At 68.2% G+C, this 13214-nt stretch carries 8 protein-coding genes; 6 read left to right on the top strand and 2 right to left on the bottom strand.

What is annotated here, in order from left to right:
* The coding region (locus tag HOP12_11040; protein NOT34689.1) for a HupE/UreJ family protein at positions 1 to 483 on the top strand (483 nt) is incomplete at its 5' end.
* A gap of 84 nt (positions 484 to 567) precedes the next feature.
* On the opposite strand, the gene HOP12_11035 is transcribed toward HOP12_11040, so the two are convergent.
* Positions 568 to 1158, bottom strand: coding sequence for a hypothetical protein (locus HOP12_11035; protein NOT34688.1), 591 nt, complete (start codon positions 1156 to 1158; stop codon positions 568 to 570).
* A gap of 378 nt (positions 1159 to 1536) precedes the next feature.
* Between HOP12_11035 and HOP12_11030 the strand changes: the two genes are divergently transcribed.
* Positions 1537 to 4962, top strand: a complete 3426-nt coding sequence (locus tag HOP12_11030; GenBank protein NOT34687.1) for an amidohydrolase family protein — start codon at positions 1537 to 1539, stop codon at positions 4960 to 4962.
* Positions 4963 to 5000: 38 nt separating this feature from the next.
* Here HOP12_11030 and HOP12_11025 read toward each other — a convergent pair whose 3' ends face one another.
* On the bottom strand, positions 5001 to 6305 hold the full coding sequence (locus tag HOP12_11025) for an HNH endonuclease (GenBank protein NOT34686.1): 1305 nt from the start codon (positions 6303 to 6305) through the stop codon (positions 5001 to 5003).
* 465 nt (positions 6306 to 6770) lie between these two features.
* On the opposite strand from HOP12_11025, the gene HOP12_11020 reads away from it, so the two are divergent.
* The 4 genes from HOP12_11020 to HOP12_11005 all read left to right on the top strand — a co-directional run.
* Positions 6771 to 8147, top strand: coding sequence for a beta-lactamase family protein (locus HOP12_11020; protein ID NOT34685.1), 1377 nt, complete (start codon positions 6771 to 6773; stop codon positions 8145 to 8147).
* A 140-nt stretch (positions 8148 to 8287) separates the two neighbouring features.
* Positions 8288 to 8749, top strand: coding sequence for a hypothetical protein (locus tag HOP12_11015; GenBank protein ID NOT34684.1), 462 nt, complete (start codon positions 8288 to 8290; stop codon positions 8747 to 8749).
* On the top strand, positions 8746 to 10440 hold the full coding sequence (locus HOP12_11010) for a peptidase (protein NOT34683.1): 1695 nt from the start codon (positions 8746 to 8748) through the stop codon (positions 10438 to 10440). Before HOP12_11015 ends, HOP12_11010 begins: the two co-directional genes overlap by 4 nt.
* A gap of 94 nt (positions 10441 to 10534) precedes the next feature.
* A partial coding sequence (locus HOP12_11005; GenBank protein NOT34682.1) for a CHAT domain-containing protein occupies positions 10535 to 13214 on the top strand: 2680 nt, incomplete at its 3' end.

Here is a 13214-nt window from a genome sequence, read left to right as displayed (position 1 = left end):
GGGATCGCCGCGGCGACGCGAACCGCCGCGGCGCTGCTGGCGGCTTTCGCGATCGGTCAGGCGATCGCGCTCTGGGCGGGCTACTTCGGGGTGGTGCGCGTGCCGTCACAGTGGGCGAGCGTCGCACTCGCGCTGTCGGTGTTCGCGATCGCGTGGAACAACCTGCGACCGTTTGCGGGGCGTCGCGCCCCGGCGATCGTGGGATTCATGGGTGCGTGCCACGGACTCGCGATGTCAGGCGCGCTCGCGAACATGGCGCTGCCCACGCGTTCGCGGGTCGTGGCGCTGGGCGGATTCCACCTCGGCGTCGAACTCGCGATGCTGGTGGTGTGCGTGCTCGCGCTCCCGGTGTGGTTCGCGGCGTCGCGCTCGCGCTTCTACCCGCGCGTCGTCATGGGCGTCGGCTCGCTCGCGATCGCATGGATGGCGGTGGTGTGGGTGCTCGAGCGGGCGTTTTCGCTGGCGCTGTTCGCGGGACGCTGATCGCCGCTCGAGGCCAAAGCATCGGGGCGGATCGCGTGGTGCGGTCCGCCCCGAGAGTTCTCAAGCGCGATGCGCGCCGGCCGATCAGGCCGTGGCGAGATCGTTCGCGCGCTTGCGCAGCAGTCCGCTCGCCAGCACCAGGATGCCGCCCACCAGCGCGATCAGTCCCCACGTCTGCAGCGAAGGCACCGGGGTCGCGACGTTGATGTGTCCGGTCTGGTGCGCGAAGTTCGTCGGTGAGTTCCCCGCCGAGGTGCCGTTGCGAAGCAGCGAGTTGATGCCGTTGGTCGGCACCGTGCCGTAGTTCCAGATGTCGACGCCGGCGTAGTTGATGAATCCACCCGCGGTCGAGAAGAAGTTCGCCGGCATCGTGTAGTCAGGCGTCACCGCGCCCGGCAGTGCCGCGAAGCCCGGGGTCGCGACCAGCACCCACGTGTTCGCGGTGGCGGTCGTCGAAAGATTGGTCACGAAGGTGAAGGTGTTGGCGCCGGACTTGAGCGTGAACGGTCCGAGCCCTGCTTCGTTGTTCTCCGCGGTGAACAGCTCGATGAACTGAACGCTGCCACTCGCATTCGAGAAGATTTCGGTGGTATCCCAGAGATGGTGTCCGGCAGACGCAGAAGTTGCGACGAGCAGTCCGGCGATGCTGGCGAGTGTCGCGAGACGGGAACGCATTGCAGCCTCCAAAAGGGGATTTCGAGGGAGAGGGGCTGTCGGGACGTTTGCTGGTCCGCGCTTTTGGTGCAGCGGCAGGTCAAAGAGTAGGTCACCTCGAGCGCGGCCGAAAGGGGTTAGACACAGAGAAGGGGTGCTGTTTCAGCTGACCAAACTCCAGCGGACGAAGAGCCATGAAACGGCGGGAACTCGACCCGGGTGACGCGAAATGGTCGTTCAGCTGCGCCGTTCCCCCTTCGGGGCTCCGCGCTCCCGCGCTCGGATCAATCTGCGGACCCGCGAAAGAGCGATCCGCTAGGCTCCGCGCCCGCACCAGGCGCCCCACTCGATCGTCGGAACTTCCGCCGCCGTCTCACGCCCCCACTCCCCGAGGGACTCATGTCGGTTCGCCCGCTTCGATTCACGCTTCGACTCGGACTTCGGCTCCGGCGCGGCCTCGCGCTCGGCCTCGCACTGGCCGTTTCGATCGCGCCCCACCTCGCCCACGCGCACGTCGGTGCTCACGAGGCCGGAACCGACACCGCGAAGACGGTCGCCGACACCACGAAGGCGGCCTCCAGCGACTGGTTCGTGAACACGACACACGGCCCGGCGGACACGGTGCGATTCGAGCTGAACGAGGGCAGCTGGATGTCGGTCGATGTGAGCCCCGACGGGCGCACGCTGGTATTCGATCTGCTCGGAGATCTGTACACGCTTCCGATCTCCGGCGGCACTGCGGCGCGCCTCACCTCGGGGCCCGCGTGGGACTACGGGCCACGCTGGTCGCCCGACGGCCGCCGACTGCTCTTCACCAGTGACCGTGGCGGTTGCGACAACGTGTGGGCCATGAATCGCGACGGCTCCGACGCGCGGCCCGTGACGAGCGAGAAGCGCGTCGTGAATCAGGCGGCATGGAGCCCCGATGGCGAGTGGGTGGCGTGCAAGAAGCGGATCACCGACTACAGCTCGCTCGGCACCGCCGAGTTGTGGCTGGTGAATCTGCGCGGCGGATCCGGCGTGCAGCTCACCGCCAAGGGAGATCTGCCCGAGGCCGGCGAGCCGGTGTTCTCGCCCGACGGGCGCTACCTCTATTACAGCGCGCGGCCGAGCCGCTACGCCTACGACCGCAATGTGTACGCGGGGATCTATCAGATCCGCCGCTTCGATCGAGTCACCGGCGACGCGACGGTGATCACGGACGGCTTCGGCGGATCGTGCCGGCCGGTGCTTTCGCCCGACGGCAAGACGATGGCGTTCGTCCGCCGCGAGCGCCTCAAGACCGTGCTCGGGCTGTTCGATCTCGAACGCGGCACCGAGCGCATCCTGTGGGACGGCCTCGACGACGACTTGATGGAGAGTTTCGCGTTCAATGGCGTGTACCCCAACTTCGCGTTCACGCCGGATGGTCGCTCGATCGTGGTGAGCGGAGGCGGTCAGTTCAATCGCGTCGAACTCTCGACCGGCAAGGCGACGCGCATTCCGTTCACCGCCCAGGTCGAACAGGTGATCAGCCACGCCCTGCGGTTTCCGCAGAACATCGCGTCCGACCAGTTTCGCGTGCGCATGATCTCGTGGCCGACGCCGAGTCCCGACGGGCGCACGCTGGTCTTCGCTGCGATCGGGAGCCTGTGGAGCCAGGCGTTGCCGAACGGAACGCCGAAAAAGCTCGTGACCCAGGGCGGGCTCGCCTACGCCCCGACGTTCTCGCGCGACGGACGCACGCTCGCCTACGTGTCGTGGAACGATCGCGAGGGCGGACATGTCTGGACGATGCCGGCCGGCGGCGGCGGCTCGAAGCGCCTCACCAGCATTCCGGCGCAGTACGCGAATCCCTCGTTCTCTCCCGACGGCTCGCGCCTCGTGCTGATCCGCGGCGACAACGCGCCGCTGCGCGGACACGACCTGGGCGACGAGGGCCGCGCGGAGGTGGTGTGGGTGCCGGCGCGCGGAGGCGTCGTCTCGCGTGTCACCGATCTCGCCTCGCGCGGATCGACGCGCCGCATGCCGCGCGTGTCGTGGGATGCGAAAGGCGAACGGATTCACTATGTGAGTACCGAGCAGACCGGGCCCGGTGAGGAGAAGACCAGCCTGTGGTCGATTCGCCCCGACGGCACCGACAAAGCCGAGCTGTTGCGATTCAAGTTCGCGGAGGAAGTGATCCCATCGCCGGACGGCAAGTGGGCTGCCTACGTCGAGCAGTTCAACGCCTATCTCACGGCGCTGCCCGAAGTGGGCCGCAAGGTGGTGGAGATCGCGGGCGAAGACGGCCCGGTGCCGGTCAAGAAATTCACCAATGACGAGGGCGCCGACTGGATCAACTGGACCGAGGGAGGGCGGCGACTGACCTGGTCCTTCGGCCCGCGGCTCTACCGGACACGTCTCGATTCGGTACTCGCCTACTGGGACACGCGCGCGATCGAAGCGGGTCGCAAGGTGATCCCGCCTGCACCCGGGGCGAAGAAGGCCGAAGCGAAAGACGAGTCGGGAGGGCGCGTGCCCACCGACACGCTCGAGATCAGCCTGTGGCTGCCGCGCGCAAAGCCCGCCGGCACGATCGCGCTCACCAACGGCCGCCTCATCACGATGCGCGGCGACGAGGTGGTCGAGAACGGGACCATCGTGATCCGCGACAACCGCATCACCGCGATCGGTCCGGCCGCGCAGGTCGCGGTGCCGGCCGGCGCCCGCGTGTTCGACTGCAAGGGCAAGACGTTGATGCCCGGCATGATCGACACGCATGCGCATCTTCACTTCAACACGCTCGACATCATTCCCGAGCAGCAGTGGCCCTACTGGTGCAATCTCGCTTACGGCGTGACGACCACGCACGACCCGTCCGCGAGCACCTATTCGGTGTTCACCGAGTCGGAGATGGTCGAAGCCGGCGTCATGAAGGGGCCCCGCACCTGGTCGACCGGCTACATTCTGTACGGCGCGGACGGGGCGGGGAAGGCGGTCGTCAACAGCCTCGACGACGCGAAGCACCACCTGAAGCGACTCAAGTCGCTCGGCGCTTTCAGCGTGAAGAGCTACATGCAACCACGACGCGAGCAGCGCCAGTGGATCATCGCGGCCGCACGCGCCGAGTCCATGATGGTGATGCCGGAGGGCGGCGGAAACCTCGAGATGGACCTCTCGATGGTGGTGGACGGCCACACCTCGAACGAACACGCGCTGCCGGTCACGCCGTTGCGCGACGATGTCGCGCAGCTGTTCGGCCACAGCCAGACGGTGGAGACCCCGACGCTGCTGGTCGCCTACGGCGGACTGTCGGGCGAGCACTGGTTCTATCAGCACTACGAAGCATGGAACAACCCGAAGCTGCTGCGGTTCTATCCGCGCGGGGCGCTCGATGCGCGCGCGATTCGGCGCCCGGTGATGACCATCGACGGCGACTGGCATCACATCAAGGTCGCGCAGGGCGCGAAGCGCATCCTGGACCGCGGCGGAAAAGTCAGTCTCGGAGCGCACGGGCAGCTCCAGGGCCTCGGTCCGCACTGGGAACTGTGGGGACTGACGCAGGGCGGCATCGGCAATCACGACGCGCTGCGTTGCGCGACGCTGACCGGCGCGTGGGAGCTGGGCATGGATCGCGATCTCGGAAGCCTCGAAACCGGAAAGCTCGCCGACATCGTGGTGATGGACCGCAATCCGCTCGACAAGATCGAGAACAGCGACTCGATCCGCTATGTCTTGAAGAACGGCGAAGTGTTCGACGGCGAGACCATGCGCCAGCTGTGGCCGGTCGAGAAGGATCGCCCACGGTTCCTGTTCGAGTCCGAGAACACGCGCATGCCGGGAACGGAAGCACCGCGCCGTTAGAGGAGAATTCACCGCACCGATCTGGAATCCCGCCGGGATCACGATGCCGGCGCCTGAGCGAAGTGCGCGCTCTGGCGCCGACAGCTCGGTGCGAGATGGGTCAACGCCCGCCGGACGCGCTCCTCGAGCGACGCCTCGGGGATGGCGTCGCAGCACGCGGCCCCGCGACGCGCCTCTTCCGCGCGAAACCCCAGTCGCCGCAGCCACGGGATCACGTCGTTGCAGGGAGTGGGCGCGGCTGTGTTCGGCTCCGCGGTCGCACGCGGCCCTGCAGTCGCACTCGCTGCGGGCTTTGCTCTCACAGCGCCACGCTGCGACTTCTCCCGCTTGTCGCGCATGAATGCCACTCCGTACAGCTGCTCGGCCTCGTACTGATTGTGCGCCCGGCATCGCAGCCGCAGGTTCGCCGCGGTGGTAGTCCCTCCTCGCGCCACCGGCTGGATGTGATCGAATTCCAGGCGCGCTCGCTCCTCGCAGCGCCGCCCGTTCTCGCTCACGAACGTGCAGTGGCCGCCATCGCGCAGCCACACGGTCCTTCGCACCGGCGCCGGCACGTAGCGGCCCTGCGGCCTGCCGCGTCGAGGTCGTGAGCGCGTGGCGGCCGCGAACTTGCGCTGTTCGAGCTGACGCACCAGCGCCTTGAGCGCCCGGTCGAGCACCTGTGCCAGGTCGCCCGAGGGAACCGCATGGTTCAGCAGCGCCTGGGCGTAGCGCAGCTGGTCGTAAGTTTCCTTCGCGAGTGTGACCTGCAGCGCGTAGCGGTCGGCCGAGAGCGGAGCGACCCTCGCTCGTCCAACCGGGGCTGCAGCCACTGGCGCCGCCAGAAGTGTTTCATTTTGAAGTAGCTCCAGCGCCACCTCGGCAGTGTGTTCAGTTGCGACGATCGCAGCGGGCGGAGCCGGCAACCCCATGGCCTGCAGGCTCGTCGGCAGATCAGATTGCGGGAAGCGTTCCGCCAGCAACTGCTCGACTTCTTCCCGGGTCTTGTGGGTGGTCGCCGCAACGAGCTCATCCACCGACTCAGGAGTCAGGTGGGTCGCAAGGACGAGCACGGTGGTGAGATGGATCCGTCCATCGGCGATGGCCGGGAACAGGACCGGGAACTTGCGGGCGATGCGAGCCGCGCGGATGCGTCTCAGCGCCGCGAACTCGGACAGGTGCAGCTCACCCACGCAGTAGGCGAGCATCGAGGAGTACGCGGCAGGCCGGTAGAGCTCGCGGGCCTCGACTTCGGCGAGATGCGCGAGGAGTGCGGCAGTCGTGACGCGATCGGTGGCGACGAGCGAGGCGAGATCGCGCAGCAGCACCCGATCGGCGAGGTGCGAAAGCGAGTAGGAAGGCATGACGGGTCTCCGCGGCTGTGAGAGTCGCGGGGGCAGGTCTCTTCTATATCATGCGCAATCGCGGCGCAATTACAGGCCCGCACGGCGCCTCGCAGCGAGCCGCGCGAAAACATTTCAACGTCACACGAGTTCCGCGCAGCCCGGCGCACGTGGCGAACGCTGGAGCGATCTCGGCAAGCCGGTCGTGCGTCGCGACGATGTCGCGCCCGAAAGTCGTCAAGCTCTATTTTCGAATCAACATCGGGCTGATGCACGGGCGCACGGGCGCACGGGCGCACCGGCGCGACAGCGCGCCGTCGCGCCGAACGCACCACCGCGCACGTCGGTCCCCCGAAGGTCGCCAACTCGGCCAGCTCCTCCTCGATCGAATCCAACCCCGGACGGTCGGCGAACGTCGAAGTCTGCGACTGCCACGATGTCGCGCGGAGCCGCCTCGCGTTCACCGCGGCACCCGAGGAACTCGCCATGCGCCGTGCCGTTCGATCGCTCCTGTGTCGCGCCATCGTCGCGGCCTCGCTCGCAAGCCTTCTTGCGCCGAACTCCCGCTCGTCGCTCGCCGCCACGGGGGAAGGCGCTTCAGAGACGCCACGCAAGCCCGCGGTGGTCGCCGGCGCCCGGTTGGGCCGGGAACTCGACGCGTGGGCGCGGCCGCTCGTGGCGGCCGGACAACTGTCCGGCAATCTCCTGATCGCTCATCGCGACCGCATCGTGCTCGAGCGTTCGTGGGGAATGGCGAATTACGAGCTGCAGGTGCCGAACACACCCGAGACGCGCTTCTGTGTGGCCTCGATCACCAAGCCGATGACCGTGATCGTCGCGCTGCAGCTCATCATGGAGCGCAAGCTCGGCTATCGCGATTCGCTGGCCCGGTGGATTCCGGACTTTCCTCACGGCGACAGCATCACGATCGAGCATCTGCTGCGCCATCGCTCCGGCATCCCGCACCGCGTGACCACCGACGAGCAGGAATCGCAGCCTCACACTGCCGCCGACATGGTCGAATTCGCAAAGCGGACAAAGCTCGAGTTCGTGCCCGGAGAGCGCAACTCCTACAGCTCGGGCGGATTCGCAGTGCTGGCCCGCGTGCTCGAGCTGGCGGGCGGCGCGAGCTATCCGCAGCTGCTTCAATCACGCATCTTCGGTCCGCTCGGCATGAAGCACTCGTCGCATCCGCTCAGCGGCGAGATCGTGCCGATGCGCGCCTCGAACTACGCGCCCGAGCCCGGCGGAGTCAGCAATCCGCCGCTCGAGGACCTGTCGTTCCTGGTCGGCGCAGGTTCGGTCGTGATGACCGCGCGCGACCTGCACCTGCTGCTGTGGGCCGACGGGAGCGGCAAACTCGGCGAGAGCTTTCGGCAATCCGCACTGCGCGGCAAGGGCATCTACTGGAACGGCAGCACCAACGGCTTCCGCGCCTTCGCGGACTTCGACACGTTGAGTGAGTACTCGGTGATCTGGACCGGCAATCTGCACACCGGCGCCGTCGACCTGCTCAAGCAGGCAGTGTGGGCGCTGCTCGAGGGCAAGTCGCCGGCGCCAGCAACCGCGCCGATCACCACTCCGGTACCGGTTGCGCCCGAAGCGCTTCGGCGCCATGAAGGGCTGTATGACGTGGCGGGCAATCCCCGGCTGCCGGTGCGCAGCAGGCCATACGGACTCGACGTGAACGGATGGGCGCTGGTCGCGACCTCGGACACGACCTTCTTCTCGTTGCGCGACTACGCCGCCGTCACTGCGGTGCGCGCGGCCGACGGCGTCACGAGCCGGCTCGACTGGAAGCTCGGTGCCGAGAGCTTTCCCTGCCCTCGGGTCGCCGACCTGCCGCGCTCGGACGCACGATAGCGCGTGCCGTCGGCGCCGCTGCCGCGCCGGTCACGGTCCATCGCGATCCCTCACAATCGACTTCATTGCGCACGCACCGGCGTGGGACACTCGATCGCGACGATCGATCGTTTGAGACCACACTTCCGGAGGATCGCTCCATGCGTGCCTTGAGTTCCGCGGTGTTCCTGCTCGCCCTCACCGGGCTCACCGGCATTGCACTCGCCACCGAGATCGCACCGGTCGCCTCGTCGCCACGCCATCCGCTGCTCTACCTGCACCCGCGTCCGTGGCAGCCGCCGCAACTGCCGCCGCCGCCGCAGCCACCCGAAGCCGGACTGCGCGCCGCGTTCGATCCCATCACCGGTGAGTGGATCGAACCCGCGCCGCTCGACGCCGAGAAGCTCGCATTCGCACGCGCGGCCACCCTCGCCGACATCCCGGTTCAGATCCGTGCCGACGGTTCGGGCTTCGCGGTGCTGGGCGGAAGGCTTCGCGCGTATTCGATGGTCCGCATCGGGTCCGATGGCGAGCTGGAGTTCGATTGCGTGCACTCCGAGGCCGAGGCCATCGCGCGAGTTCGTGAGAGCGAGCCCACCCGCTCTGCCGCGGGGGCGAAATGAGACTGCACACGCATCGTCGCCGCCTCGTTGTGGTCACGCTCGTCGCGCTGCTGTTCGCGGCTCCGGCTCCGTCGCACGCCGCCATCACGATCGTTCCGACCGACGGGGCGGGCGAGGGCTTCAATGATCCGACCGCGGCCGCACCGGTCGGCGGCAATCCGGGCACCACGCTGGGCCAGCAGCGCCTCAACGTCTTCACGCAGGCTGCGAGCATCTGGGACGCGCTGCTCAACAGCACCGTCGAGATCCGGGTGCGCGCCGCCTTCGACCCGCTCGCGTGTTCGACCACGTCGGGCGTGCTCGGGTCGGCGGGACCCAATGTGGTCGAGTTCAACTTCCCGGGCGCCGGCTTCGCGGGCACCTGGTACACGAGTGCTCAGGCGAATCAACTCGCCGGCGTCGATCTCGAAGTGGGCCAGGACGACATCGTCACCACGTTCAATGCGAGCATCGGTATCGGCTCGTGCCTGGTCGGGCGCAACTGGTACTACGGCTTCGACGGCAACGAAGGCTCCAACGGAATCGACCTGCTCCCGGTGCTGCTGCACGAGCTGGGTCACGGACTCGGCTTCCTGTCGCTCACCAACGAGAGCAACGGAAACTACTTCAGCGGCCAGCCGACGGTGTGGGACCACTTCCTGATGGACGACGTGTCGGGCAAGACCTGGTTCCAGATGACGGCGGCGGAGCGCGCCCTTTCGGCGAAGAACGCGAGCCACCTGGTGTGGTCGGGACCCCTCGTCACCTCCGCGGCGGGCGCGAAGCTCGGACTCCGTCCGCGCGTCATCGCGACCGGCGCGTTGAACTCGCAGTTCGACGCGAACCAGGCGACGTTCGGGGCGCCGCTCACCACCGGCGGGTTCACCGCCGAAGTCGTGGATGTGAACGACGGCGCCGGCATCACGAACGACGCGTGCGAGACTCCGTTCGTGAACGCCGTCGCGATGGCCGGAAAGATCGCGCTGTTCGATCGCGGCACCTGCACGATCGCGCAGAAGGCGCTGAACGCGCAGGCCAATGGTGCGGTCGGGCTCGTGATGGTTCACAACGTGGCGGGCACCACCGGCTCGATGAGCGCCGTGGTTCCGGGCGTCACGATTCCCGCGGTCGCAGTATCACAGGCCACCGGAGCCATCATCCGGGCCGCACTCGGTTCCGGAACCGTGTCGCTGACGCTCGGACTCGATCCCACGCATCGCGCCGGCATGAACGACGCGGGCAGGGTCATGATGTACGCACCCAATCCGATCCAGTCGGGCTCCAGCGTTTCGCACTGGGACGTGACCGCGACGCCGAACTTGCTGATGGAGCCGAACATCAACGCAGACCTCACCTCCGACGTCGATCTCGCCTATCAGTTGTTCGGCGACATCGGCTGGTTCCCGCAGCTGCTCGAGGCTCCGCAGGCGCGCGGCGGCGAACTCGCGATCGCGAGTGCCCCGAATCCCTCACGCGAAGGCGGCGTACTTCGATTCCGTCTTCCTGCGGCGAGCGACGTCGAACTCGCGATCTTCGACGTCGCGGGACGCCGTGTCGCGCGGCTCGTGAAGGGGCACCTGGCGGGTGGCGCACACGAGGTGAGGTGGTCGCGCCGCAGCGACTCGGGACAGCGGTTGTCGGCCGGCGTTTACCTGGCGCGGCTGCGGTCGGGTGGCGTCGAACAAAGCACTCACATCGTGCTGATGGACTGAGCGCAGCGGGCACTTCCCGCGCTCGACCCGGCGTGGCTTCGGCGTGCTAGCTTCCCGGCACGGCCGTTCCCGAACCCCCGCCCCGGAGTGCGCGATGTCGATCGCCCGCCGCTCGCTTGCCGTCGTGCCATGGCTGCTGTGGTGCCTCGCCGCCCTGCCCGCGGCCGGTGCGGCCGTGAGCGATTCGCTGACTGTGGCGCTCGACGAAATCGACCACCAGCAGCTCGATCGCAAGTGGGCGCTCTCGGACAGCCTCGCGACGCGCGTGTTCGAACGCGCTTCGCGCCTGATACCGCCCGACTCGGTGGCGATGTCCCGGGCACTCGACCTGCGCGCCGGCGCGCTGCTGGGACAGGCACGATTGCGCGATGGCGTCGGGGCCGCACTTCTCGAGCGCAGCCTCGCGATTCGGCGGCGGCTCTTCACGCCCGATACCGCGCGCTGGGTCGCGGCCTGCAATCTGCTGGGGCGCGTCCGGATGGAGCAGGACTTGCCCGACTCCGCACTTGCCGCATTCGCTGCCGCCCGTCGCCTGTGTTCGCCGACCCTCGCCGCCTCCGATTCGTTCGCGGCCGACGCGTGGTTCATGACCGGCAGGGTCCATCGACGCAAACTCGAGTCCGATTCGGCGCTGGCGGCGCTCGGCCGTTCGCGGGTGTTGCGCGAGCGGCGGTTCGGCCCGCGACACCCGCAGGTCGCCCAGGTGCTGAGTGAGGTCGGGGCAAATCAGTTGTTCGGCGGTCGCTACGAAGAAGCGCGCAGTTCGTTTGAGACCGCGATCGAGATGATCGTGGAGGCGCGCGACCCGACCAGTTCCGAACTGGTGCAGCCACTCGGCCAGCTCGCGAATCTCCAGTATCAGGTCGGTGACATCGCAGGCTCGATCGAAACCCTCGAACGCACCATCGCCATCCAGTCGAAACTCGACAACCCGAACAGCGCGCGACTGATCCCGCAACGATTCAATCTCGCCATGCGCTTCTTCGACTTCGGCGACTTTCGCAGCGTCACCGCGAAACTCGAGCCCCTATTGTCCGTCGCCGATGCGGCCTTCGGCCCCACGCACACTCGCACTCGCCAGATCCTCGTGATGCTCGGGGCTTCGACCCTGATGAGCGGCGACCTGGTTGCCGCGCGCGGCTATCTGTCGCGGGTGCGACCGATGTACGCGGACCGCGCACCGGACCCGACCCGGATGGAAGTCTTCGTGGATCGCTTCTACGCCGCGCTGCTCGCCCGCGAGGGGGATCTTCCGAACGCCCGCCTCGTTTCGGATTCGTTGATGCACAAGCTGCGCGCCGAGCCGGCGCCGATCTGGCTCTCGATGCACGCGCTCGAGTCACGGCTCGAGATCGCAATGGCGCAGGGCGATCGAAACTGCACGGCGGACGTGGTCGCCCGCATGGACTCGCTGTTCACATCCGAGGCGGAACGCCCGAGCACCAATTTCGCCAGCTATCGACGACTCAAGGGTCGAGCCTTCGCGTGGCTCGGACGGCCGGAAGCCTGGGACGAAGCGCTCGCCGCCGAAGAACTGGAGCGCGCGCGGGTGATCCGAAACGTACGAGCGCTCGCCGATCGCCAGGCGCTGCAGCTCGCGGGCGGTCTGGCCGAACCGTTCGATCAGCTCGCGCTGCTCGCGCGCAGCGGCGACTCCTCGCGCGTCGCGACCGCGTGGGACCGGCTGGTGCGCTGGCGCGGGCTGGTCGGCTCCGAGATTGCCGCCCGCCGTCCGCCGCGCGGTGCCGATGCCGATCCGGTGCTGCTCGCCTCGCACGCACAGTGGGAAGCGGCGCGCCGCCATCAGGCACAGTTCGAGGTCGCGGCACTCGCGAGCGGCGCGAGCCCCGAGGCGAGCGCGAAGCTCGCCATCATTCGCACCGAAGCGCAGGATGCGGAACGGCGCTATGCGGCGCTCGCGGATGCCCGCGGCCTGCAGCGCGATACCGCCCAGGTCTCGCTGGCGCGCATTCGCGCCGCACTCGCTCCCGGGGCGGCGCTGGTTTCGATCGTCGAACTCGCGCCGGAAACCGACACGGCACGGGTGGTCGCGTTCGTCGCGACAGGCGCATCGAGTCCGTCGCGACTGCTCGACCTGGGGCTGAGGCGCGAACTCAGACCTCGGCTCGAAGCGTGGCGGGCGGCACTCGCGTCGCCGCCGCCGGCCGGACACGAACGCGAAGCCGAACGCGCCTGCCGTCGTCTCGGAGAGGCGGTGCGCGAGCGCACCTGGGATCGACTCGCGCCTGCATTCGGTGACGCGTATTCGATCCTCGTGGTGGCCGATGGCGACCTGGCCGATCTGCCGTGGAGCGCCTTGCCTGAAGCCGGCAATCGCTATCTGGTCGAGATCGGACCCGTGATCGACACGCCGGGCGCCGAGCGTGAGCTGATCGCGCATGCGTGGCCGATGGGCGCCGGGCTGCTGGCGGTCGGCGATCCCGATTTCGGGCGCGCAAGCCCGCTTCCCGATCCCGCCGCCGCGACGGCACTCGCGATGCGTGGCTCGCTCGGCAAGTGCCTCGCGGCCTCGAGCCTCGAGCTGCAGCCGCTTCCCGGTGCGCGTCGCGAAGTCGAGGACGTTTCGGCGGCGTGGCTGGCGTCACATCCCGCGGACGCGCCGATGTCGAGCTACGGCGCTTCGGCGTCGGAACGAGCGATCAAGGCCGCTGCACCCGGGCGGCGCGTGCTGCACTTCGCCACTCACGGCGTGGTGTGGGGCGACTCGTGCTCGGTGCTGCGCGCCGGGATGCGAGGCGTCGGCGGAGTCACGG

Source organism: Candidatus Eisenbacteria bacterium (assembly GCA_013140805.1).
Lineage (GTDB): Bacteria > Eisenbacteria > RBG-16-71-46 > RBG-16-71-46 > RBG-16-71-46 > JABFRW01.
The sequence above is the reverse complement of the archived record's forward strand: the minus strand, read 5'-3'. Positions and strand labels throughout refer to the sequence as shown.